27 protein-coding genes, 1 tRNA gene and 1 riboswitch are annotated in these 22,701 nt (G+C 69.6%); of the genes, 9 read left to right on the top strand and 19 right to left on the bottom strand.

Features of this window, described 5'->3' with window-relative positions:
- Positions 1-16 precede the first annotated feature (16 nt).
- Genes ACH4D3_RS06120 through ACH4D3_RS06110 form a run of 3 tightly spaced genes read right to left on the bottom strand, consistent with a single transcriptional unit; the run spans position 17 to position 2,755 of the window.
- The gene (locus ACH4D3_RS06120) at positions 17-1,042 is read right to left on the bottom strand and encodes an ATP-binding cassette domain-containing protein (protein ID WP_398316890.1); all 1,026 of its coding nucleotides are present in this window, start codon (positions 1,040-1,042) and stop codon (positions 17-19) included.
- A 17-nt stretch (positions 1,043-1,059) separates the two neighbouring features.
- Entirely contained in the window at positions 1,060-1,902 is an 843-nt protein-coding gene (locus ACH4D3_RS06115; protein ID WP_398318878.1) for an ABC transporter permease, read from the bottom strand.
- Between the two features lie 46 nt (positions 1,903-1,948).
- Positions 1,949-2,755, bottom strand: coding sequence for an ABC transporter permease (locus tag ACH4D3_RS06110; RefSeq protein ID WP_398316887.1), 807 nt, complete (start codon positions 2,753-2,755; stop codon positions 1,949-1,951).
- A 194-nt stretch (positions 2,756-2,949) separates the two neighbouring features.
- Here ACH4D3_RS06110 and ACH4D3_RS06105 point away from each other — a divergent pair, with 194 nt between their 5' ends.
- Complete coding sequence (locus tag ACH4D3_RS06105; protein WP_398316884.1) at positions 2,950-5,406, top strand: transglycosylase domain-containing protein; 2,457 nt, start codon at positions 2,950-2,952, stop codon at positions 5,404-5,406.
- Here ACH4D3_RS06105 and ACH4D3_RS06100 read toward each other — a convergent pair.
- The 3 genes from ACH4D3_RS06100 to ACH4D3_RS06090 all read right to left on the bottom strand — a co-directional run bounded on the left by ACH4D3_RS06100 (position 5,400) and on the right by ACH4D3_RS06090 (position 6,592).
- Positions 5,400-5,720, bottom strand: coding sequence for a multidrug efflux SMR transporter (locus ACH4D3_RS06100; protein WP_003975912.1), 321 nt, complete (start codon positions 5,718-5,720; stop codon positions 5,400-5,402). The two genes, ACH4D3_RS06105 and ACH4D3_RS06100, sit on opposite strands and share 7 nt — an antisense overlap.
- Before the next feature lie 31 nt (positions 5,721-5,751).
- Positions 5,752-5,819: riboswitch (guanidine-III (ykkC-III) riboswitch) on the bottom strand.
- A gap of 60 nt (positions 5,820-5,879) precedes the next feature.
- The gene (locus ACH4D3_RS06095; protein WP_003975911.1) at positions 5,880-6,236 is read right to left on the bottom strand and encodes a co-chaperone GroES; all 357 of its coding nucleotides are present in this window, start codon (positions 6,234-6,236) and stop codon (positions 5,880-5,882) included.
- Positions 6,237-6,259: 23 nt separating this feature from the next.
- Positions 6,260-6,592 (bottom strand): DUF3618 domain-containing protein, encoded by a 333-nt coding sequence (locus ACH4D3_RS06090; RefSeq protein WP_356858505.1) that lies wholly within the window; start codon positions 6,590-6,592, stop codon positions 6,260-6,262.
- Positions 6,593-6,686: 94 nt separating this feature from the next.
- Here ACH4D3_RS06090 and bcp point away from each other — a divergent pair, with 94 nt between their 5' ends.
- From bcp to ACH4D3_RS06075, 3 genes are all read left to right on the top strand, one after another.
- On the top strand, positions 6,687-7,154 hold the full coding sequence (gene bcp / locus ACH4D3_RS06085) for a thioredoxin-dependent thiol peroxidase (RefSeq protein ID WP_319231873.1): 468 nt from the start codon (positions 6,687-6,689) through the stop codon (positions 7,152-7,154).
- A 135-nt stretch (positions 7,155-7,289) separates the two neighbouring features.
- Positions 7,290-7,934, top strand: coding sequence for an HNH endonuclease signature motif containing protein (locus tag ACH4D3_RS06080; protein WP_398316879.1), 645 nt, complete (start codon positions 7,290-7,292; stop codon positions 7,932-7,934).
- A gap of 676 nt (positions 7,935-8,610) precedes the next feature.
- Positions 8,611-8,684 (top strand) — tRNA-Leu (locus ACH4D3_RS06075).
- 48 nt (positions 8,685-8,732) lie between these two features.
- Here ACH4D3_RS06075 and rdgB read toward each other — a convergent pair.
- From rdgB to ACH4D3_RS06055, 4 genes are all read right to left on the bottom strand, one after another.
- On the bottom strand, positions 8,733-9,335 hold the full coding sequence (rdgB, locus tag ACH4D3_RS06070; protein WP_398316876.1) for an RdgB/HAM1 family non-canonical purine NTP pyrophosphatase: 603 nt from the start codon (positions 9,333-9,335) through the stop codon (positions 8,733-8,735).
- A gap of 46 nt (positions 9,336-9,381) precedes the next feature.
- A complete protein-coding gene (locus ACH4D3_RS06065; RefSeq protein WP_159328831.1) occupies positions 9,382-9,786 on the bottom strand; it encodes a hypothetical protein in 405 nt (134 codons plus the stop codon).
- A 157-nt stretch (positions 9,787-9,943) separates the two neighbouring features.
- Positions 9,944-10,681 (bottom strand): ribonuclease PH, encoded by a 738-nt coding sequence (gene rph / locus ACH4D3_RS06060; protein ID WP_398316873.1) that lies wholly within the window; start codon positions 10,679-10,681, stop codon positions 9,944-9,946.
- Positions 10,682-10,757: 76 nt separating this feature from the next.
- Positions 10,758-10,991, bottom strand: a complete 234-nt coding sequence (locus tag ACH4D3_RS06055; RefSeq protein WP_398316870.1) for a glucose PTS transporter subunit EIIB — start codon at positions 10,989-10,991, stop codon at positions 10,758-10,760.
- 158 nt (positions 10,992-11,149) lie between these two features.
- On the opposite strand from ACH4D3_RS06055, the gene ACH4D3_RS06050 reads away from it, so the two are divergent.
- Positions 11,150-12,445, top strand: coding sequence for a PTS transporter subunit EIIC (locus ACH4D3_RS06050; protein WP_398318875.1), 1,296 nt, complete (start codon positions 11,150-11,152; stop codon positions 12,443-12,445).
- Positions 12,446-12,679: 234 nt separating this feature from the next.
- Entirely contained in the window at positions 12,680-13,930 is a 1,251-nt protein-coding gene (locus tag ACH4D3_RS06045) for a PTS transporter subunit EIIC (RefSeq protein WP_398316867.1), read from the top strand.
- A gap of 81 nt (positions 13,931-14,011) precedes the next feature.
- On the opposite strand, the gene ACH4D3_RS06040 is transcribed toward ACH4D3_RS06045, so the two are convergent.
- Positions 14,012-14,764, bottom strand: a complete 753-nt coding sequence (locus ACH4D3_RS06040) for an MBL fold metallo-hydrolase (protein ID WP_398316864.1) — start codon at positions 14,762-14,764, stop codon at positions 14,012-14,014.
- A gap of 205 nt (positions 14,765-14,969) precedes the next feature.
- Between ACH4D3_RS06040 and ACH4D3_RS06035 the strand changes: the two genes are divergently transcribed.
- On the top strand, positions 14,970-15,137 hold the full coding sequence (locus tag ACH4D3_RS06035) for a hypothetical protein (RefSeq protein ID WP_398318968.1): 168 nt from the start codon (positions 14,970-14,972) through the stop codon (positions 15,135-15,137).
- A 47-nt stretch (positions 15,138-15,184) separates the two neighbouring features.
- Here the strand turns inward: ACH4D3_RS06035 and ACH4D3_RS06030 are convergent, their stop codons facing one another.
- From ACH4D3_RS06030 to clpS, 7 genes are all read right to left on the bottom strand, one after another.
- Complete coding sequence (locus ACH4D3_RS06030; RefSeq protein WP_398316862.1) at positions 15,185-16,135, bottom strand: PLP-dependent cysteine synthase family protein; 951 nt, start codon at positions 16,133-16,135, stop codon at positions 15,185-15,187.
- Positions 16,136-16,141: 6 nt separating this feature from the next.
- Entirely contained in the window at positions 16,142-16,420 is a 279-nt protein-coding gene (locus ACH4D3_RS06025) for a MoaD/ThiS family protein (RefSeq protein ID WP_398316859.1), read from the bottom strand.
- 99 nt (positions 16,421-16,519) lie between these two features.
- On the bottom strand, positions 16,520-16,615 hold the full coding sequence (locus ACH4D3_RS06020; RefSeq protein ID WP_328822939.1) for a putative leader peptide: 96 nt from the start codon (positions 16,613-16,615) through the stop codon (positions 16,520-16,522).
- 79 nt (positions 16,616-16,694) lie between these two features.
- Positions 16,695-17,117, bottom strand: coding sequence for a Mov34/MPN/PAD-1 family protein (locus ACH4D3_RS06015; RefSeq protein WP_398130846.1), 423 nt, complete (start codon positions 17,115-17,117; stop codon positions 16,695-16,697).
- Between the two features lie 166 nt (positions 17,118-17,283).
- Positions 17,284-18,711, bottom strand: coding sequence for an amino acid permease (locus ACH4D3_RS06010; RefSeq protein WP_398316855.1), 1,428 nt, complete (start codon positions 18,709-18,711; stop codon positions 17,284-17,286).
- A 384-nt stretch (positions 18,712-19,095) separates the two neighbouring features.
- Positions 19,096-19,704: a DUF2017 domain-containing protein gene (locus ACH4D3_RS06005; protein ID WP_398316852.1), complete on the bottom strand. Its 609-nt coding sequence runs from the start codon at positions 19,702-19,704 to the stop codon at positions 19,096-19,098.
- 53 nt (positions 19,705-19,757) lie between these two features.
- Positions 19,758-20,075, bottom strand: coding sequence for an ATP-dependent Clp protease adapter ClpS (gene clpS, locus ACH4D3_RS06000; RefSeq protein ID WP_333753265.1), 318 nt, complete (start codon positions 20,073-20,075; stop codon positions 19,758-19,760).
- 109 nt (positions 20,076-20,184) lie between these two features.
- Here clpS and ACH4D3_RS05995 point away from each other — a divergent pair, with 109 nt between their 5' ends.
- On the top strand, positions 20,185-21,531 hold the full coding sequence (locus ACH4D3_RS05995; RefSeq protein ID WP_398316848.1) for a nicotinate phosphoribosyltransferase: 1,347 nt from the start codon (positions 20,185-20,187) through the stop codon (positions 21,529-21,531).
- A 116-nt stretch (positions 21,532-21,647) separates the two neighbouring features.
- Positions 21,648-22,235, top strand: a complete 588-nt coding sequence (locus ACH4D3_RS05990; RefSeq protein WP_385349188.1) for a nicotinamidase — start codon at positions 21,648-21,650, stop codon at positions 22,233-22,235.
- 38 nt (positions 22,236-22,273) lie between these two features.
- On the opposite strand, the gene ACH4D3_RS05985 is transcribed toward ACH4D3_RS05990, so the two are convergent.
- Positions 22,274-22,618 carry a hypothetical protein gene (locus ACH4D3_RS05985; RefSeq protein ID WP_398316845.1) on the bottom strand — a complete coding sequence of 115 codons (345 nt, stop codon included), beginning with the start codon at positions 22,616-22,618 and terminating at the stop codon, positions 22,274-22,276.
- Between the last annotated feature and the right edge of the window lie 83 nt (positions 22,619-22,701).

Here is a 22,701-nt window from a genome sequence, read left to right as displayed (position 1 = left end):
GTCACCGCGCGGGACACTACGCGCCCGCGCGTTCCGCGTACATCTTCGCGATCACCGACTCGATGTCCGGCTCCCGCACCGACAGGTCCACCAGCGGATACCGGGCCGCGATCCCCGCCACCAGCCCGGCCGCCGACGCCGACGCCGGGAACGCCAGCCACTGCCGCGGCCCCTCCACCCGCACCACCCGGGCCGGCTCCGGCGCCTCGATCGGCGGCAACTCCCGCTCCAGGTCCACCACCAGGGTGCGTTCGCTCTCCCCCGCCTCGTGCAGCCCCTCCAGCGGGCCGTCGTACATCAGCCGCCCGTGGTCGATGACCATCACGCGCGAGCAGAGCTGCTCGATGTCCTGGAGATCGTGCGTGGTCAGCAGCACCGTCGTGCCGCGCTCGGCGTTCAAGTCCCGCAGGAAACCCCGCACCTTGGCCTTGGACACCACGTCCAGGCCGATCGTCGGCTCGTCCAGGTACAGCACCTCCGGGTCGTGCAGCAGCGCCGCCGCGATGTCGCCGCGCATCCGCTGGCCCAGGGAGAGTTGCCGCACCGGCACGTCGAGCAGCTCCTGGAGCTGGAGGAGTTCGACACAGCGGTCCAGGTTCTCGCGGTAACGGGCGTCCGGGATGCGGTACATGCGGTGCATCAGCCGGTAGGAGTCGATCAGCGGCAGGTCCCACCACAGCGTCGTCCGCTGCCCGAACACCACCCCGATGCGGTGCGCCAGCCGGATCCGCTCCCGGGACGGGTCGATGCCCGCCACCCGCAGCCGGCCGCCGCTCGGCGTCAGGATGCCGGTGAGCATCTTGATCGTCGTCGACTTCCCCGCCCCGTTCGGGCCGATGTAGCCGACCATCTCGCCGCGCGACACCGTGAACGACAGCCCGTCCACCGCCCGCACCTGCCGCCGCTCCCGCTTCATGAAACCGGTCTTCTTGCGCACGTCGAAGACCTTCTCGACGCCGTCCAGCTCGATGAAGGCCGCGACGCCTGCCTCCGGCTCCGTCACGGTCTCCGTCTCCGTCTCCGTCGTCTCCGCCGTCTCCATCGGGTCCCTCAGCTCCCTCAGCTCCCCGTACTCCGGTAAGAACGCAGGCCCGCCCGCCAGGCCAGCCCCGCCAGCGCACAGCAGGCCGCGGCCGCGAGCGGCGGCGTGAACGCCACCCACCCGGGCAGGTCCAGCGGATACGGCCGCCCCAGCACATAGCTCGCCGGCAGCCAGTTCACGAACGCCAGCGGCAGCACGAACGTCGCCCCGCGCACCAGGTCGAGCGCGAACACGGTCGGCGGGTACTGCAGCATCGTCGTACCGCCGTAGGTGAAGGCGTTGGCCACCTCCGAGGCGTCCTGCGCCGCGAACTGGAACGCCCCCGCCGCCACGAACACCGCGCAGAAGATCCCCGCCCCGCTGATCAGCGCCACCGGCAGCAGCAGCACCTTCGCCGCCGTCCAGTCGATGTCGACGACCACCAGCGCGTACCCGAGCACCAGCAGTCCCTGCACCACCCGGCCCAGACGGCGCAGCGCGAACCGGTCCGCCGCCACCTGCGCCAGCACCGGCGCCGGACGCACCAGCAGCGTGTCCAGCGTGCCGTCGCGCACCCGGCGGCCCAGCCGCTCCATGGAGCCGATCGCCAGGTCGGCCAGCCCGAACGACACCCCCGACAGCCCGTACAGGAACGCCACCTCGGGCAGCGAGTAGCCGCCCAGCGCGTCCACCCGGGAGAACATCAGCAGGATCGCCACGAAGTCCAGCGCGGTCATCGCGAAGTTCCCGAACGCCGTCAGCACGAAGGACGTCCGGTACGCCATCGTCGACCTGATCCACATCCCGGCGATCAGCCCGTACACGCGCACCCCCTCGACGACGCGCCCGCGCCGTACCCCCGTCCCCGCCACCTCGGCCACCTCGGTCGCCTCGGCCGCCTCGGCCGCCTCGGCCGCCTCGGCCGTCTCAGCCACCCTGGACCACCACCCGTCGCGTCGCCGCCGACTGCACCAGCCGCCCCAGCGCCAGCAGCGCCACCGCCCAGGACGCCTGGAACAGATACGTCCCCAGCGGATCCGCCTCCCCCAGCAGCACGTCCGCCGGGCCCTGGAGCAGCGACGACCACGGCAGCGCCCGCACCACGTCGCCGAGCGCGCCCGGGAACACGTTCAGCGGCAGCAGCATCCCCGAGCAGAACAGCCCCGCCAGCCACGCCATCTGCGTCACGCCGGTGCCGTCGAGCAGCCAGAACGCCGACAGCGCCACCAGATAGCGCAGCGCGAAACCCACCACCATCGCCAGCACCACCGTCACCAGGAACGCCGCCCACACGGACACCTCCCGCGGCAGCGCCACCGGGAAGAACAGCGACCCGAACACGAACGGCACCACCCCGCGGCCCAGCAACTGGAACACCGCCCGCCCCACGTCCGCCGCCAGCCACCACAGCTGAAGATCCGCCGGACGGTACAGATCGACGGCGACATCACCCGTACGGATGCGCTCCATCAACTCGTCCTCGAACCCGCCGCCCCCGATCGCCAGCGCCGCCAGCAGCGCCTGCCCCAGCCACACGAACGTCACGGCCTGCGCCTGGTCGTATCCTCCGAGCTGCGGTTTCTCGTCCCACAGGGCCAGATAGGTGTAAACCAGGATCAAACCGAAGACCGTGTTGGTGAACACCCCGGCGGCGGTGGCCGCCCGATACGTCGCGTACCGTCGGAATCCTCCCGCCGCGACGGCCAGGTACAACCGCCCCGAGCCCGCACTCACAGCCCTCCCCTTCCGACCGGCACCAAAGCGCAGGAGCCTAATGCGCCCCCGGGGGCCCCTGCCACGGAATTTCACGGGTGTGCCGTCGAGTGGGAACGGAACCCGCGGTGCGAGAGTCTTCACCAGAAGAAACTCAGACGTTCCGAAAACCGTACGAAGCGAAGCAGAAGCCGAAACAGGAGTCCGTGCACGAGATGAGCGACGAGCCGCAGCCGCAGCCGCCGAACCAGGGCTGGGCCCCGAGAGAGCCCCAGGCGGCCGGCGAGGGGCGGACGGGGGCACAGGCGGCGCCCGGAGCCCCCGCAGAACCCGGGAAGGCGAAGAAGCCCAAGCGGCCGGGGCGCACCGGATGGCGCCGGCTGATCCCGACCTGGCGCATCGTGCTGAGCACCGTCGTCATCGGCCTGCTGCTGATCGTCGGCGGCTTCTTCCTCGGCTACCACCTCGTGCAGATCCCCGCCGCCAACGCGCTCGCCACCAAGCAGTCCAACGTCTACCTGTACGCCGACGGCAGCGTCCTCGCCCGCGACGGCGAGGTCAACCGCGAGAGCGTCGGCCTCGCCCGGATCTCCAAGGACGCCCAGCACGCCGTCCTCGCCGCCGAGGACCGCGACTTCTACAGCGAGTCCGCCATCGACCCGATGGCGATGGTCCGGGCCGGCTGGAACACCGCCACCGGCAAGGGCAAGCAGTCCGGCTCCACCATCACCCAGCAGTACGTCAAGAACTACTACCTGGCCCAGGACCAGACCGTCACCCGCAAGGTGAAGGAGTTCTTCATCGCGATCAAGCTCGACCGGGAGAAGAGCAAGAGCGAGATCCTCGAGGGCTACCTCAACACCAGCTTCTTCGGCCGCGGCGCCTACGGCATCCAGTCCGCCGCCCAGGCCTACTTCGGCGTCGACGCCAAGGACCTCACCGCCGCCCAGGGCGCCTACCTCGCCTCCCTGCTCAACGCCCCCAGCCAGTACGACGTCGTCGCCCACCCCGAGAACAGGCCCGCCGCCGAGGCCCGCTGGAACTACGTCATGAACGGCATGGTCGACAAGGGCTGGCTCAGCGCCGCCGACCGCGCCGCCGCGAAGTTCCCCAAGCCCAAGCAGTCCACCATCTCCACCAACATGTCCGGACAGCGCGGCTACGTCGTCAACATCGTCAAGAAGTACCTGATCGAGAACGACATCGTCGACGAGGAGGAACTCGGCCGCGGCGGCTACCGCATCACCACCACCCTCCAGAAGGACAAGCAGGACGCCTTCGTCAAGGCCGTCGACGACAAGCTGATGTCCCAGCTGGACAAGAAGGAACGCAAGGTCGACAGCTACGTCCGCGCCGGCGGCGCCTCCGTCGACCCGAAGACCGGCAAGGTCGTCGCGATGTACAACGGCATCGACTACGTCAAGCAGTACACGCCCAACGCCGTCCGCCGCGACTTCCAGGTCGGCTCCACCTTCAAGCCCTTCGTGTTCACGTCCGCCGTCGAGAACCACTCCGAGACGCAGAGCGGCCAGGTCATCAACCCCAACACCCGCTACGACGGCACCAGCGAACGCCCCGTCCAGGGCTGGAGCGGCGGCCGCTACGCCCCGGAGAACGAGGACCACCGCGACTACGGCCACGTCACCGTCCGCGAGGCCACCGACAAGTCCATCAACGCCGTGTACGCCCAGATGGCCGTCGACGTCGGCTCCGACAAGGTCAAGCAGACCGCGATCGACCTCGGGCTCTCCCCCGACACCCCCGAGCTGACCCCCTCCCCCTCCATCGCCCTCGGCGTCGCCACCGCCAGCCCCCTCGACATGGCCGAGGCCTACGCGACCCTCGCCAACCACGGCAGGCACAGCACCTACACGCTGGTCGAGAAGGTCATGAAGGACGGCAAGCAGCAGGTCGAGCTGCCCGAGCGGCGCGAGCACCAGGCCGTCAGCCGCGAGTCCGCCGACACCACCACGTCCGTCCTGCGCAGCGTCGTCCAGAACGGCACCGCCACCGCCGCCCAGGCCGCCGGGCGCCCCGCCGCGGCCAAGACCGGCACCGCCGAGGAGGACACCGCCGCCTGGTTCGCCGGCTACACCCCCGACCTGGCCACCGTCGTCGCCGTCATGGGCCAGGACCCGAAGACCGCCGCCCACAAGCCCCTGTACGGCGCCATGGGCCTCGCCCGTATCAACGGCGGCGGCGCCCCCGCCGAGATCTGGAGCCAGTACACCCGCAACGCCCTCAAGGGCGAACCGGTCACCGACTTCGACCTCCAGCTCCAGGACGGCGCCGACGTCACCGCGCCCCCGAGCAGCGACGCCTCGGACGAACCGGGCGACGGTGACGAGAGCGGCAGCAGCGACGCCTCCGAGGGACCGGGCGACGCCGACGAGGACGGCTCCGGCTCCGAGACCCCCGGCGACTCCGCGGGCGGCAGCACCGCGCCCGGTGACGACGGCGGCACCGAGTCCGACCCCCCGTCCACCGGCGGCGGCACTCCCACCACCGGTGGCCCCAGCACCGAGCCCGGCCCCACGGGCGGCGGCGACGGCGGGGGCGACGACTCCTCGAACGGCGGCACGGGGCCGGGCGACGGAGACACCGAGGGCGCGGGCGGCGGGGACTCGAACACCGGTTTCCCCGGCATCCCCGTCACACCCAGGCGTCAGTGACCGGAGGTCGCCTTCAGGCCCACGACGGCGACCAGCAGCAGACAGATGAAGAAGATCCGGGCGGCGGTCGCGGGCTCCCCCAGCACCACCATGCCGAGCACCGCCGCCCCGGCCGCGCCGATGCCCACCCACACGCCGTAGGCGGTACCGATGGGCAGCGTCCGCGCCGCGTACGACAGCAGCATCATGCTCGCGACGATCCCGGCACCCGTGAACACACTGGGCCACAGCCGGGTGAAACCGTCGGTGTACTTCATCCCGATCGACCAGCCGACCTCGAGCAGACCGGCGACGAACAACAGAACCCACGCCACGACCGACACCTCCGTGAACGAACTGAACGGTGGTGCGTCGTCTTTGCCTTCAGCCCGGTACGGCGCGTCTCGTCGGGGTGCTTCCCACGATAGCAAAAACGGGGAAAAGGGCCTGGTGACACCGGTCACCAGGCCCTTTCCTCCTTGCAGCCCCGCTGCTTACAGATACAGCCCGGTGGAGTCCTCCGACCCCTCGAACCGGTCCGCCGCCACGGCGTGCAGATCACGCTCGCGCATGAGCACGTAGCCCACACCCCGCACCTCGACCTCGGCACGGTCCTCCGGGTCGTACAGCACCCGGTCGCCCGGCTCCACGGTCCGTACGTTCTGCCCGACCGCGACCACCTCGGCCCAGGCCAGCCGCTTGCCGACGGCCGCCGTCGCGGGGATCAGGATGCCGCCCCCGGAACGCCGCTCGCCCTCACCGGTGTCCTGCCGCACGAGCACGCGGTCGTGCAGCATCCGGATGGGCAGCTTGTCGTCCTGGGGACCGTGCTCGTTTCTCTTGGCGCTCACGCCCCGAACCTACCTGCCCCCGCTCAGCGCCCGCGCCGCCGGGTGCCGCCGAACGCGAGCAGCCCCACGACCCCGACCACCACCAGCGCGACGGGCACGACCCGCTCCATCCGCGGGGCGCCCTCCTCGTCCACGAACTGCGCCTTCACATCACTGACCACCCGATTGACCTGGACGTAGGCCCGGCCCAGCGTGTGATCGACGCTGGAGGCGACCTTGGCCTTCGCATCGTCGACGATCGTCTTCGGGTGCACCCGCATCCCGAGCTCGTCGAGCGTCTCGGCCAGCACCTCGCGGCGGCGCTTGATGTCCGCCTCGATCTGCGCCGGGGTCCTGATGTCCGACGTGTCCGCCACCGTACGCCTCCGAAGTCCGCTCTGACGCTGTCCCGGACAGTCTGTCAGCTCGGCGCCTCTCCGCACTGTCAGGACCCCCCGTTACGCTGGATCGATGAGCGAGCGACTCCAGCCCGGGGACCCGGCCCCCGCCTTCACCCTCCCGGACGCCGACGGCAACGAGGTGTCCCTGTCCGACCACAAGGGCCGCAAGGTCATCGTGTACTTCTACCCTGCCGCGCTTACCCCCGGCTGCACGAAGCAGGCCTGCGACTTCACGGACAACCTGGAGCTGCTGACCGGCGCCGGGTACGACGTGATCGGCATCTCCCCCGACAAGCCGGAGAAGCTGGCCAAGTTCCGCGAGGCCGAGTCCCTGAAGGTCACCCTCCTCGCCGACCCGGACAAGAAGGTCCTCGACGCGTACGGCGCCTTCGGCGAGAAGAAGAACTACGGCCGCACCTACATGGGCGTCATCCGCTCCACGATCGTCGTCGACGAACAGGGCAAGGTCGAACGCGCCCTGTACAACGTCCGCGCCACGGGCCACGTGGCCAAGATCATCAAGGACCTCGGCATCTGAGGCCCCCCGCGGGGCCCGTACCGGCATCGGCAAGACCCGGTACGGGCCCTTCCGCATGCCGTGCGTGACTGTCCGATAACCGGTTCGTTATTCCGTACGAAGCCGCGAACACGCGGCCGGGGACGGAGGGGTTCGATGGGGGCAAGCGCGTACAGCCGGGAGCGGCTGGAGGAGGCGGCTCGGGGCGCGCGGACGTTGTCGGAGGCGTTGGTGCGGTTGGGGGTGGATCCGAAGAGTTCGACTCGGCGGTACGTCCTGGGGCGGATGAAGAGGCTGGAGGTCGACACCTCCCACTTCCAGCGTGAGGGAGTGAAGTGGACCCGGGAGGTTCTCCAAGAGGCAGCCACAGCTTCGACGAACATGTGCGAGGTACTCCGACATCTCGGACTGGAAGTGGTCGGTGGACACCACACGCACATCAGCCGACGTATCAAGGCCTACGACATCGACATCTCGCACTTCCAGATGCCGACCCGGAAGGGGAAGCCCTGGCGCCCCCGGACGCCTGAAGGCTTGCTCGTCGAGCAGACGCCCGGCGAAGCGAGGCGAATCCCCAGTGATCGCATCAAGTGGGCGATGGCGGCCGTGGGCGCATCCGAGAGGTGCGCGCTCTGCGGTAACGACGGCATGTGGCACGGACACCCGATCCCCTTGGAGGTCGACCACGTAGACGGCGACTGGCGCAACAACCGCATCGAGAACCTTCGACTCCTGTGCCCGAACTGTCACTCGATCACGGACACTTACCGAGGACGTGGCAAGGGGCGTGCACACCGATGAGCAGTGGCGTGCGCTACACGCGTGAGCGACTCGCAGAGGCAGCCGAGCAGTGCTCCGATCTCGATGAAGTGATCAACTTCTTCGGCGCTCAGCCGTCGGGCAGGCTGCGGGGGTACCTCGCGAAGAGGTTCACCCACTACGGAATCGACATCTCGCATTTGGCCCCTGCCACTAGCCAGGTCCGGCCTTCTGGTGAGGAGCTGCGTGCCGCAGTCGCCGAATCCGTTTCGATCGCGAGTGTGCTCCGTCGACTGGGGCGTCCCGACAGCGGTGCGCAACGCGCCCTGTTGCGTCGATGGATCGCTGACGACCATCTTTCGACAGCGCACTTCTTGGGGCAGGCGCACCAACGGGGCAGGCCCAGCACGGCCACACCGCTCAGACAGCCTGAGGACATCTTGGTCAAGCACATCGGCGAACGCCGAACGAAGACCGCATTGCTGCGTCGGGCGCTACGCGCAGTTGGCGTACCCAACAAATGCGACGAGTGCGGTACAGACCCCGAATGGCTCGGCAAGCCCATGACTCTGGAAGTGGACCACGTCAACGGGGACTGGAGCGACGATCGACAGGAGAACCTGCGGTTACTGTGCCCCAACTGCCACGCCGCCACTGCCACCTGGTGCCGAGGCGGCCGACGGCGGCATACTCTGCCCAGTAAAGTAGGCCCGGTCGAGCGCCCGTACGCCAACTGGCCGAGCGGCAATCTTTAGGTGGTTGTGTTTGTCGGTTCGAATCCGACCGGGCGCACAGGGCCCTGTACCTACGATTCGTAGGTACAGGGCCCTCATTCTTGAGTCAGTCCAACAGCTCCCGCACCACCGGCACCAGGGCCCGGAACGCCTTGCCGCGGTGGCTGATCGCGTTCTTCTCGGCCGCCGTCAGTTCCGCGCAGGTGCGGGTGTCGCCGTCCGGCTGGAGGATCGGGTCGTAGCCGAAGCCGTTCGTGCCGGCGGGGGCGTGGCGGAGGGTGCCTCGGAGTTGGCCCTCGACGACTCGTTCCGTGCCGTCGGGGAGGGCGAGAGCCGCCGCGCAGGCGAAGTGGGCGCCCCGGTGGGCGTCGGTGATGTCGGCGATCTGGGCCAGGAGCAGGTCGAGGTTGGCCTTGTCGTCGCCGTGGCGGCCGGCCCAGCGGGCGGAGAAGATGCCCGGGGCGCCGTTCAGGACGTCGACGCAGAGGCCGGAGTCGTCGGCGACGGCGGGCAGGCCGGTGGCCCGGGCGAGGGCGTGGGCCTTGAGGAGGGCGTTCTCGGCGAAGGTGACGCCGGTTTCCTTGACGTCGGGGATCTCCGGGTAGGCGTCCGCGCCGACGAGGTCGTGGGGCAGGCCCGCGTCGGCGAGGATGGCCCTCAGTTCGGTGATCTTGCCGGCGTTGCGGGTGGCGAGGATGAGGCGGGTCATGGGGGTCAGTATTCCGGACCCCCCGCCCGGCCCCGCCGAGCCCTCCCTACGGTGTGCAGACCTTGGTGAGTTCACCCGCCGCGTCGGTGACGGGGCTGAGGTCGGGGGTCTCGTCGCCGTTCTCGACCGAGGTGCGGACGTTGTCGACGGCCTTGCCGAGGTCGTCGACGGCCTTGTTGACGTCGGTGTTGTCGGTCTGGTCGCCGATCTTGTCCAGGTTCTTGTCGATGGAGTTGAGGGACTCCTCCCACTGGGTGGGGTCGTCCGCGTTCTCCACGGCCTGCTGGAGTTCGGTGACGCTGTCGGCTATCGCGTCGGCGGTGCGTACGCAGTCGAGCGCCTTGTCGACGGCGTCGCAGCCGGTGGTGAGGCCGGCCGTCAGGGCGATGGTCGCCACGGTGGCGACGGCGGTGGCGGTGCGGCGAAGGCGGCGGTGGCGGCTCGCGGCCATGGGTCTCGGTCCTCCCCTTGGGACAGGGCCGGGCGGCCCGTGTGCGGTGCGGCGTCGGGCGTACGGCAGGGTCTGCCGTACGCCCGTGGTGCTGTACTGCTAGGGACGCGCCCGCGGGCGGCCCAGTTGCCTGCGATTGGCGTTCCCTTTACTCGCTTTACCTTTCGAGGACCGCGTCGAGTGCCTTGCGCTGGAGTTCGGCGAGTTCCGTGCAGCCGGCGGTGGCGAGGTCGAGCAGGGTGTTGAGTTCCTCGCGGGCGAAGGGCTCGGCCTCGGCGGTGCCCTGGACCTCGACGAAGCGGCCGTCGCCGGTGCAGACGACGTTCATGTCGGTGTCGGCGCGGACGTCTTCCTCGTAGCGCAGGTCGAGGAGCGGGGTGCCGTCGACGATGCCGACGGAGACGGCGGAGACGGTGCCGGTGAGGGGCTTGCGGTTGGCCTTGATCAGCTTCCGGCCCTGGGCCCAGCCGATGGCGTCGGCGAGGGCGACGTAGGCGCCGGTGATGGCGGCGGTGCGGGTGCCGCCGTCGGCCTGGAGGACGTCGCAGTCCAGGACGACGGTGTTCTCGCCGAGTGCCTTGTAGTCGATGACGGCGCGCAGGGACCGGCCGATGAGGCGGCTGATCTCGTGGGTGCGGCCGCCGATGCGGCCCTTGACGGACTCGCGGTCGCCGCGGGTGTTGGTGGCGCGGGGGAGCATGGCGTACTCGGCGGTGACCCAGCCTTCGCCGCTGCCCTTGCGCCAGCGCGGGACGCCTTCGGTGACCGAGGCGTTGCAGAGGACCTTGGTGTCGCCGAAGGAGACGAGGACGGAGCCTTCGGCGTGCTTGCTCCAGCCGCGTTCGATGGTGACGGGGCGGAGCTGCTGGGGGGTGCGGCCGTCGATTCGTGACATGCGGGTGAGCCTAGCGGCCCATGGGGAAGGGGCCTGTCCCGGAGTGGGAAAGGCCCCTTGCCGGTGAGCCGGTGGCTCACATCATGTCTTCGATGTCCGCGGCGATCGGGTCGGCGTCGGTGCCGATGACGACCTGGATGGCGTTGCCCATCTTGACGACGCCGTGGGCTCCGGCGGCCTTGAGGGCGGCTTCGTCGACCTTGGAAGCGTCGTGGACCTCGGTGCGGAGGCGGGTGATGCAGCCTTCGACCTCGTCGATGTTGTCGATGCCGCCGAGACCGGCGACGATCTTCTCAGCCTTGCTCGCCATGTTCGTTCTCCCTGATCCGTACCGCTTTGTCGCAGTAACCCACAGTTGGCCCATCTTCGCGAGCCATCGTGCGGTCTTTCGCGAATGATGGCGTCACGACGGCGGTGCCGTCTGTCAACTGGTCTACACCAGTGTACCGGCGACCGGATGGAGACCGGATGAGTGCCGACAACGCGGTCAGCCCCGCTCGCGCCCGCTGGAACACCGCGTTCCAAGGGTTGCAGAAGATGGGTCGCTCCCTTCAGTTGCCCATCGCGGTCCTGCCCGCCGCCGGCATTCTCAACCGGCTGGGGCAGCCGGACGTGTTCGGGGACGACGGTCTGGGCTGGACGAACGTCTCGAAGGTGATGACGGGCGCGGGCGGCGCGCTGCTCGACGGTTCGCTGGGGCTGCCGCTGCTGTTCTGTGTGGGCGTGGCCATCGGGATGGCGAAGAAGGCGGACGGTTCGACGGCGCTCGCGGCGGTGGCGGGGTTCCTCGTCTACTACAACGTGCTGCGGCAGTTTCCGGAGGACTGTCCGGAGGGGTCGAAGGTGGTCCCGCAGGTCGGTTGCCAGGTGACCGACGGTTCGGGCGAGGTGACCGCGTTCGTCTTCCAGAATCCGGGGGTGTTCGGCGGCATCGTGATGGGGTTGCTGACGGCGTACTTCTGGCAGCGTTTCCACCGGACGAGGCTGGTGGACTGGCTGGGCTTCTTCAACGGCCGCCGGCTGGTGCCGATCATCATGGCGTTCGTGGCGATCGTGTTCGCGGCGCTGTGCCTGTGGGTGTGGCCGCCGATCGGTGACGCGCTGGAGAGTTTCAGTGACTGGATGACCGGGATCGGCGCGTGGGGCGCGGGTGTGTTCGGGCTGGCGAACCGGGCGTTGCTGGTGATCGGTCTGCATCAGTTCCTGAACGTGCCGATGTGGTTCCAGTTCGGTTCGTACACGAAGCCGGACGGCACGGTGGTGCACGGCGACATCAACATGTTCCTGGCGGGCGACCCGGACGCGGGGCAGTTCACGACCGGCTTCTTCCCGATCATGATGTTCGCGCTGCCGGCGGCGGCGCTGGCGATCACGCACTGTGCGAAGCCGAACCGGCGCAAGGAGGTCGGCGGCCTGATGCTGTCGGTGGGGCTGACGTCGTTCGTGACGGGGATCACCGAGCCGCTTGAGTACTCGTTCCTGTTCATCGCGCCGCTGCTGTACGCGGCGCACGCGGTGCTGACGGGTGTGTCGATGGCGGTGACGTGGGCGCTGGGAGTGAAGGACGGGTTCAGCTTCTCGGCGGGGCTGATCGACTACGTCATCAACTGGAACCTGGCGACCAAGCCGTGGCTGATCATTCCGATCGGGCTGTGTTTCGCGGTGGTGTACTACGTGGTCTTCCGGTTCGCGATCACGAAGTTCGACCTGAAGACGCCGGGGCGGGAGCCCGACGAAGAGGTGGAGGACGTCACCAAGGTGTAGCGGTGTAGACCTCTTTCGTCCTCACGTACCCTTTGAGGGTGGTCTCGCGAAGGCCCCCGGACCGTCGGTCCGGGGGCCTTCGCCACGCCCTCGCACGTGTGCCGGCAGGGGACTTGACCGGGTACTGCGCGTAGCGGTCCGGTCGCGGAATCACGGGTTCCTTACGCCGCCTTCATCGTGCTACAACAGGTCTACACCACTGAGTGGTGTAGACCACCACCCGATGGAGGAAGCATGAGCACCGCCACCGACACGGCGGCCCCCGCAAAGAAGCGGGGATCCGGTCTTTTCCAGGGGCTGCAGAAGGTAGGACGCAGCCTCCAGCTCCCGATCGCCGTTCTTCCGGCGGCGGGCATCATGGTCCGCCTCGGTCAGCCGGACATCTTCGGCGCGGACGGCCTCGGCTGGGACAAGGTCGCCGCCGTCTTCAACAACGCGGGCGGTGCCCTCACCGGCTCGCTGCCGATCCTGTTCTGCATAGGCGTGGCCATCGGCTTCGCCAAGAAGGCCGACGGCTCGACCGCGCTGGCCGCGGTGGTCGGCTTCCTCGTCTACAGCAAGGTGCTCGAGGCCTTCCCGGTCACCGAGGCGGTGGTCCAGAACGGCGAGGACGTCGCCGCGACCTACAACGACCCGGGTGTGCTCGGCGGCATCATCATGGGTCTGCTCGCCGCCGTGCTGTGGCAGCGGTACCACCGCAAGAAGCTGGTGGACTGGCTCGGCTTCTTCAACGGCCGCCGGCTGGTGCCGATCATCATGGCCTTCGTCGGCATCATCGTGGGTGTCTTCTTCGGTCTGGTCTGGGAGCCCATCGGCGACGGCATCTCGAACTTCGGTGAGTGGATGACCGGCCTCGGCTCCGGTGGCGCGGCCCTCTTCGGCGGTGTGAACCGCGCGCTGATCCCGGTCGGCATGCACCAGTTCGTGAACACGGTGGCCTGGTTCCAGCTCGGCGACTTCACCAACTCCGCCGGTGACGTCGTGCACGGCGACATCACCCGCTTCCTGGCCGGCGACCCGTCCGCCGGCATCTTCCAGTCGGGCTTCTTCCCGATCATGATGTTCGGCCTGCCGGCCGCCGCCCTGGCCATGGCGCACACCGCCCGCCCGGAGCGCCGCAAGGCCGTCCTCGGCATGATGCTCTCGCTGGCCGCGACCTCGTTCGTCACGGGTGTGACCGAGCCGATCGAGTTCTCCTTCATGTTCATCGCGCCGGTCCTGTACGTGCTGCACGCGGTGCTGACCGCCGTGTCGATGGCCGTGACGTGGGGGCTGGGTGTGCACGCCGGGTTCAACTTCTCGGCCGGTGCCATCGACTACGCCCTGAACTGGCACCTCGCCACCAAGCCATGGCTGATCATCCCGATCGGTCTGGTGTTCGCGGCGATCTACTACGTGACGTTCCGCTTCGCGATCGTCAAGTTCAACCTGAAGACCCCGGGCCGCGAGCCCGAGGAGGAGGTCGAGGACCTCACCAAGGCGTGAGCCCCGGCCGTACGGCGTGACGAAGGCCCCGGAACCGCGAAGGTTCCGGGGCCTTCCTGCCGCGTCGGCGCCGTCGCGGGCTCAGATCTGGTACACCGCGCCCGTGGCGGCGACGTCCACCCTCCCGTCGTACACCTCGCGCGCGTCGGCCAGGTTGACCGCGGGGTCGGTCCACGGGGGGATGTGGGTGAGCACCAGGCGCCGGGCGCCGGCCCGGGCGGCGCTCTGTCCCGCCTCGCGTCCGTTGAGGTGCAGGTCGGGGATGTTCTCCTTGCCGTGCGTGAAGGCGGCCTCGCACAGGAACAGGTCGGTGTCGCGGGCGAGTTCGTCCAGCACGGGGGTGGCACCCGTGTCCCCGGAGTACGTCAGTGAACGGCCGCCGTGTTCGACGCGGATGCCGTAGGCCTCCACGGGGTGGGCGACGCGCTCGGTGTGCACGGTGAACGGTCCGACCTCGAAGGTGGACGGCTTGACCGTGTGGAAGTCGAACACCTCGCTCATGGAGGAGGCGGACGGGGTGTCGGCGTAGGCGGTGGTCAGCCGGTGCTCGGTGCCCTCGGGTCCGTAGACCGGGAGCGGGGCGCAGCGGCCGCCGTCGTGCCGGTAGTAGCGGGCCACGAAGTAGCCGCACATGTCGATGCAGTGGTCGGCGTGCAGATGGCTGAGGAAGATCGCGTCGAGGTCGTAGAGACCGCAGTGGCGCTGCAGCTCGCCGAGGGCGCCGTTGCCCATGTCGAGGAGCAGCCGGAAGCCGTCGGCCTCGACGAGGTAGCTCGAGCAGGCCGATTCCGCGGACGGGAACGACCCCGAGCAGCCGACGACGGTGAGCTTCATGAAGCAGAAACCTCCGCTGGCGCGTGTGGAGAGACGGGGGGTCGTGCGGTCCGTCGAGCGTAAGGCGCAAAACCTGCGGTCGCTCCTCCACCAGGGGCCGTTGTGGGCGAACTCACCTGTGGGATCACCGGTTCGGCTGGAAGCGGGGAGTGCGGGGCCGCAGAAGGGGCGCGCGGCTGCGGCGTGCGCCGGTACCGTCGTCGGTATGGACACGTCCTGGTGGCTCGTCTTCGCGGCGGTGGTGCTGCTCGCGCTCGTGGCGACGCTCGTCGACGGCTGGGGCCGGGGCCGGCGGCCCCGTCGCCGGGGGCGGCGTCCCCCGGACGGGCGGGACGGGCCCGGCGGGCCCGGCGGGCGGGGGCCCGAAAACTGAAGCGCCCCGCGACGCGTACGTCGCGGGGCGGTTTCCGGGAGGAGCCGTCAGGCCCAGAGCTGGCCGTGGAGGGTCGCGATGGCCGCCTCGGTCGTCTCGGCGGTGTAGACGCCGGTCGACAGGTACTTCCAGCCGCCGTCGGCGACGACGAACACGATGTCGGCGCTCTCCCCCGCCTTGACCGCCTTCTTCCCGACGCCGATCGCGGCGTGCAGGGCGGCGCCCGTGGAGACGCCCGCGAAGATGCCCTCCTGCTGGAGCAGCTCGCGGGTGCGGGTGACCGCGTCGGCGGAGCCCACCGAGAAGCGGGTGGTGAGGACGGAGGCGTCGTACAGCTCGGGGACGAAGCCCTCGTCGAGGTTGCGCAGGCCGTAGACCAGGTCGTCGTAGCGCGGTTCGGCGGCGACGATCTTCACGTCCGGCTTGTGCTCGCGCAGGTAGCGGCCGACGCCCATCAGCGTCCCCGTCGTCCCGAGGCCCGCGACGAAGTGCGTGACCGAGGGCAGGTCGGTGAGGATCTCGGGGCCGGTGCCGGCGTAGTGGGCGCCGGCGTTGTCCGGGTTGCCGTACTGGTAGAGCATCACCCAGTCCGGGTGTTCGGCGGAGAGTTCCTTGGCGACGCGTACGGCGGTGTTGGAGCCGCCCGCGGCCGGGGAGGAGATGATCTCCGCGCCCCACATGGTGAGCAGGTCCCGGCGTTCCTGGGAGGTGTTCTCGGGCATGACGCAGACGATGCGGTAGCCCTTGAGCCGGGCGGCCATGGCCAGGGAGATGCCGGTGTTTCCGCTGGTCGGCTCCAGGATGGTGCAGCCCTTGGTGAGACGGCCGTCCTTCTCGGCCTGCTCGATCATGTGGAGCGCGGGGCGGTCCTTGATCGAGCCGGTCGGGTTGCGGTCCTCCAGCTTGGCCCAGATGCGGACGTCGTCGGACGGCGACAGCCGCGGCAGGCGCACCAGAGGGGTGTTGCCCACCGCGGCCAGCGGGGAGTCGTAGCGCATCGGCGATCAGGCCATGCCGCCGGCGACGGCCGGCAGGATCGTGATGCTGTCGCCGTCGGACAGCTTGGTGTCGATGCCGTCCAGGAAGCGGACGTCCTCGTCGTTGAGGTAGACGTTGACGAAGCGGCGCAGCTGCTCGCCGTCGACGATGCGGGCCTGGATGCCCGTGTGCCGGGTCTCGAGGTCGGCGAAGAGCTTGGCGAGGGTGTCCCCGGTGCCCTCCACCGCCTTCTGGCCGTCGGTGTACTGGCGGAGGATGGTCGGGATGCGGACCTCGATGGCCATGGCTGAGGGCTCCTGTCGGAAGTTTGTCGTGGGTTCTGAGGGCGCGCGGCGGCACACGTCAGCACGCCGCGGCTCACGGCCGTACGGCGGCAACGAAGATCAACAGATGGCGCTTTTCAGCCTGCACAGGTCGACGTGCAGCCGCGCCACGAGCATCGCGCCCGGCGCCTTGTCGCTCACGTCGAGAAGAACCATGGGCTCATCGTATCGATTCCCGGTCCGGCTTCCGGAGTGTTATCTCACCTGATGGACTCATTCCGTCCGAAGTGCGAGATCAGTACGCCTGGACGACCTTGACCTCCTCCTCCGTGACCTCGCCCTCCACGATGCGGAACGAGCGGAACTGGAACTCGCCGGCGCCGTCGGTGTCCGCGGTGGAGACGAGGACGTAGTGGGCGCCGGGCTCGTTGGCGTAGGTGATGTCGGTGCGGGAGGGGTGGGCCTCGGTGGCGGTGTGGGAGTGGTAGATGACCACCGGTTCCTCGTCGCGGTCGTCCATCTCGCGGTAGAGCTTGAGGAGGTCCTGCGAGTCGAACTCGTAGAACGTGGGCGAGCGGGCGGCGTTGAGCATGGGGATGAACCGCTCGGGCCGGCCCTCGCCGACGGGACCGGCCACCACGCCGCACGCCTCGTCGGGGTGGTCCTCGCGCGCGTGGGCGACGATCTGGTCGTACAGGGCCTGTGTGATGGTCAGCATGCGGCCAGGATAAGCAGACGGGCTCCTCCGTACCGGTGGGTGGTACGGAGGAGCCCGTATGCCGGACATCCTGAGCGTTGGCCGTGGGGACGCCACGAGCGTCCCTGGTGGCCGGAGGTCCTGGTGTGCGCGTGAAGGCGCTGGTCAGCGGCGTTCGGCGGGTCCGTCAGCCGATCTTCTCGAACTCCGGCTCGCCGGGCCGCTCGGTGATCCGCGGGTTGCGGCTCTTGAGCACCGCCCAGCCGATGCCGAGGGCGGCGGCCCAGCCGGCCATCACGTACAGGCAGACGCGGGCGTCGGCGTCGTAGGCGATGAGGCAGGTGACGAAGAGGAGGAAGGCGATGGCGATGTAGGAGCACACCGACCCGCCCGGCGCCGGGAAGGAGGAGGCGGGCAGGCGGCCCGCGACGACCTTGCGGCGGTACAGCACGTGGCTGATCAGGATCATCAGCCAGGTCCAGATGCCGGCGGCGGTGGCGACGGAGGTGACGTAGCCGAAGGCCTTCTCCGGGACGAGGTAGTTCAGGACCACGCCGATGGCCATGAAGACGACCGAGACGGCGATGCCGATGGCCGGGGTCTTGGTCGAGGACAGCTTGTTGAAGATCCTGGGCGCCTCGCCGTTGTCCGCGAGGGTGCGCAGCATCCGGCCGGTGGAGTACATGCCGGAGTTGCAGGACGACAGCGCGGCGGTGAGCACGACGAAGTTGACGATGCCGGCGCCGGCCGGGATGCCGATGACGGCGAAGGCCTCCACGAAGGGGCTGACGCCCTCGGCGAACTCGGTCCACTTGACCACCGCCAGGATGACGGTGAGGGCGCCGACGTAGAAGAGGGCGATGCGCCAGGGCAGGGTGTTGATCGCCTTGGGGAGGGTCTTCTCCGGGTTCTCCGACTCACCGGCGGTGACGCCGACCAGCTCGACGGCGAGGTAGGCGAACATGACGCCCTGGAGGGTCATCAGGGACGAGCCGATGCCCTTGGGGAAGAAGCCGTCGAACTCCCACAGGTTGGAGACGGCGGCGGTGTCACCGGCCTGGCTGAAGCCGAGGGTGAGCACGCCGACGCCGATCACGATCATGCCGATGATGGCGGTGACCTTGACCATCGAGAACCAGAACTCGATCTCGCCGAACAGCTTCACCGAGATCAGGTTGGCCACGAACAGCAGGACCAGGAAGACCAGGGCCGAGACCCATTGCGGGATGTCCGGGAACCAGTAGTGGATGTAGATGGCGGCGGCGGTGAGTTCCGCCATGCCGGTGACCACCCACATCAGCCAGTACGTCCAGCCGGTGAAGTAGCCGAAGAAGGGGCCGAGGAACTCGCGCGAGTACTCGGCGAAGGAGCCGGAGACGGGTCGGTACAGGAGCAGCTCGCCGAGCGCCCGCATGATGAAGAAGATGATCACGCCCGCGAGGGCGTACATGAGGATGATGCTGGGGCCGGCCTTGGCGATGTTGGCCCCGGCGCCCAGGAAGAGACCGACGCCGATGGCGCCGCCGATCGCGATCATCTGGACCTGGCGGCTGTTGAGACCGCGCTCGTAGCCCTCTTCGGGGGCCTTGTCCGTGTCGACCTGCGCAGAGGTCATGTGTGGTGCGCCTTTCTCCATGCCGACCCGGGCCTTGACTCGGCCGCGGATCGGGTCTCGATCCCCCCGGATGATGGAGCTGAGCGGGCCTCACATCCCGCTCGGTGCCTGGCCGGCGGTCGGCCGGCTCGGTGGCGCACCCGGCCGAACATTCGGGTGGTGTTCGCCGGGCGGTCGTGAAGATTTACCACGACGGCGGCACCGATCACAGGGGCGGACTGTGACGTGTCACACAGGGAGAAGCGGACGAAAGCCGCACCTCCGGGACAAAGGAGGCACGGCTTTGACGGGATCGTTATCCGGATTTGAGGCCCCGCTGAGCGGACACGGAGGGTGACGAAACGGTCTCGGTCAGGGCATAACCGCTTCAGGGCATAACCGCACTCAGGGCATGAGCGTCGCGACGAGCGACTCCTGGAGCCCGCCGAGCCACAGGTAGGCCATCACCATCGGCTTGCGCGGGTCCTCGTCCGGGAGCCGGTAGAGCAGGTCGGTGTCGTCCTCGTCGGCGATCTCCAGGCGGGAGCCGATCGCCAGGCGCAGGTCGTTCAGGGCGCGCAGCCACTGCTGGGACTCCTGGGCCGACAGTTTCAGCACCGCGCCCTCTTCGCCCGCGGACGCCGAGGAGAGGGCGTCCAGGGTGCGGACCACCGCCAGCGCGTTGTCCCGCTTGCCGGCCCGCAGGTCGTTCTCGGTGTAGCGGCGGAACTCCGCGGAGTGCGCCCGCTGCTCCTCGGCCTCCTGGGCCTGCGGGGTGCCCTCGGGGTCGCCGTAGGCGTCCGGGAACAGCCTGCGCAGCACCGGGTCGGAGGGCGGCTCGCTCGGGCCCTCGGCGAACAGCTCGGCGAGCGGGTCGTCGGAGGCGTCCTCGGCGGGTCCGGGCCCGATCAGCTCCAGGAGCTGCACGGCCAGCGAGCGGATGATGGAGATCTCGACGTCGTCGAGGGCGACGGCCGCGCCGCCGCCGGGGAGCGGTTCGAATTGTCCGGGCATGAAGGCGATTCAGCTGCTTCCGTCCTGCGGGCGGGCGTGGGTCGTTTCCGGGCTCATTTCCGGTCCTGCTGGAGGGTGGCCCACAGGCCGTAGCCGTGCATGGCCTGTACGTCGCGCTCCATCTCCTCCCGGCTGCCGCTGGAGACGACCGCCCGGCCCTTGTGGTGGACGTCCATCATGAGCTTGGTGGCCTTGTCCTTGGAGTAGCCGAAGTACGACTGGAAGACGTACGTCACGTAGCTCATGAGGTTGACGGGATCGTTGTGGACGATCGTCACCCAGGGCACGTCGGGCTCGGGTACGGCGAAGACCTCCTCCGCCGGCTCGGTCTTCTCGATCTCCATGGGTGCGGCTGCCGTCACACAGCCCATGCTGCCACCACAGGGGGGCACCCGCACAAACGGGCCTGTGGCGGGCGCCACGCGCACCGGGCGGGCCCGGAAATCGTCAGAGTGACGAAATGGGGGTACGATCCGTCCTATGAACACAGCGGACCTTGGGCTGCCGGTGGACGTCCCCTCTACGGCGCTCTTCACGGACCAGTACGAGCTGACCATGCTGCGGGCAGCCCTGAAGGCCGGTACGGCCGGGCGGCGGAGCGTGTTCGAGGTCTTCACCCGGCGGCTGCCGGACGGCCGCCGCTACGGCGTCGTGGCGGGCACCGGGCGGGTGCTGGACGCGGTGGAGAACTTCCGCTTCGACGCCGACGTGCTGCGCTTCCTGCGCGAGCGGGACATCGTCGACGAGGAGACCCTGGACTGGCTCGCCCAGTACCGGTTCGGCGGCGACATCTGGGGCTACCCCGAGGGCGAGGTGTACTTCCCGGGCTCGCCGATCATGCGGGTGGAGGGCACCTTCGGCGAGTGCGTGCTGCTGGAGACGGTGATCCTCTCCATCCTCAACCACGACTCGGCGATCGCGGCCGCCGCCTCCCGCATGTCGTCGGCCGCCGGACAGCGCCCGCTGATCGAGATGGGCGCCCGCCGCACCCACGAGCTGGCCGCCGTCGCCGCCGCCCGCTCGGCCTACGTCGGCGGTTTCGCGACCACCTCCGACCTGGCCGCGGGCTTCCGCTACAACATCCCCACCGTCGGCACCTCCGCGCACGCCTTCACCCTGCTGCACGACAACGAGCGGGATGCCTTCCGCGCCCAGGTGGACTCGCTGGGCCGGGACACCACGCTCCTGGTGGACACCTACGACGTCGCCGAGGCGGTCCGGACGGCCGTGGAGGTGGCCGGGCCCGAGCTGGGCGCGGTGCGCATCGACTCCGGCGACCTGCTGCTGGTCGCGCACCGGGTGCGCCAGCAGCTGGACGAGCTGGGCGCCACCGAGACGAAGATCGTCGTGACCTCGGACCTGGACGAGTACGCCATCGCCTCGCTGGCGGCGGCGCCCGTGGACGCCTACGGCGTCGGCACCCAGCTGGTTACCGGCTCCGGCCACCCCACGGCCTCGATGGTCTACAAGCTGGTCGCCCGCGCCGAGTCCGGCGAGGAGGGCGCGCCGCTGGTGCCGGTGGCCAAGAAGTCCACCGGCGGCAAGACCTCCGTCGGCGGCCGCAAGTGGGCCGCGCGGCGCCTGGACGCGGAGGGGTACGCGGAGGCCGAGGTGGTCGGCACCGGACCGGTGCCCGACGCGCTGGCCGACCGGCAGCTCCTGGTCGAGCTGGTCAAGGGCGGCGAGGTCGTCGCCCGCGAGCCGCTGGACGCCGCCCGGGACCGGCACGCGGCCGCCCGCGCCAACCTCCCGCTGTCCGCCACCCAGCTCTCCCGAGGGGAACCCGTCATTCCGACGGAGTACGCGCACGGGGGCTCGGGTAGCTAAAGCTGTGCGGCCCCACAAGGGCCGAATCAGCCCCGCGTCCCCCGCCCCACCCGCTCCACCCGTCCCTCATCCCCCATCCCCCATCCCACAGTCGACCCAGTCGAAGGACACCGACCATGCGCCGCGCCTTGATCGTCGTAGACGTGCAGAACGACTTCTGCGAGGGAGGCAGCCTCGCGGTGTCCGGCGGTGCCGACGTGGCCGCCGCCATCACCGAGCTGATCGGGCAGGCGCCCGCCGGCTACCGCCACGTCGTGGCCACCCGCGACCACCACGTGGCTCCGGGCGGCCACTTCGCCGACAACCCGGACTACGTCCACTCCTGGCCGGCGCACTGCGTCGCGGGCACCGAGGGGGTCGGCTTCCACCCGAACTTCGCCCCCGCCGTCGCCTCCGGCGCGATAGACGCCGTCTTCGACAAGGGCGCGTACGCGGCCGCCTACAGCGGCTTCGAGGGCGCCGACGAGAACGGCACGGGCCTCGCCGAGTGGCTGCGCTCCCGCGAGATCGACGAGGTCGACGTCGTGGGCATCGCCACCGACCACTGCGTGCGGGCCACCGCCCTGGACGCCGCCCGCGAGGGCTTCCGCACCCAGGTGCTGCTCGACCTGACCGCCGGGGTGGCCGCCCAGACCACCGAGCGGGCGCTGGAGGAGCTGCGGGAGGCGGGCGTGGAGCTGTCCGGCAAGCCGGTCGTGCAGTAGATCCCCCCGGGGCAGTGGGCCCCCGGGCGGCGGATCCGCTACGTCTGGGCGGTCGGGCGTCTGAGCAGGGCGCGGATCGGGTGCCACAGCTCCTGGACCAGGTCCGGGCCGCCCACGGCGCCCGCCGCCGGTGCCGTGCGCCATATCAGGCCGTCCGGGTGGTGCAGGACCGCGGTGATCTCGTCCGGGGTGGGCGGGGCCGCGTTGCCCCGCAGGTAGACGCTGCGCAGCCCCAGGTTGCGCAGCCTGGTCAGGGCGCGCGCCCGGTTCTGGGCGTGGACGAGAAAACGCACGCTGCCGGCGCTCGCCGGGGCGGGGCTGGGCAGGTTCAGTGCCACCACCACCGTGCCGTTCGGCAGCTTGCAGAAGCCTCCTGCGGCCATGCGGTCATACCCCCGAGTCAGCCTGTGCCGGTCCGGTTGCCGGACCCGGTGTCAATAAGAGAACCACAGGACGCACCTAAACA

The sequence above is a fragment of the Streptomyces sp. NPDC018026 genome (genome assembly GCF_044327745.1).
Taxonomy (GTDB): domain Bacteria; phylum Actinomycetota; class Actinomycetes; order Streptomycetales; family Streptomycetaceae; genus Streptomyces; species Streptomyces rubrogriseus.
Note: the sequence above shows the minus strand (reverse complement) of the source record. Positions and strands in the feature narration are given on the sequence as shown.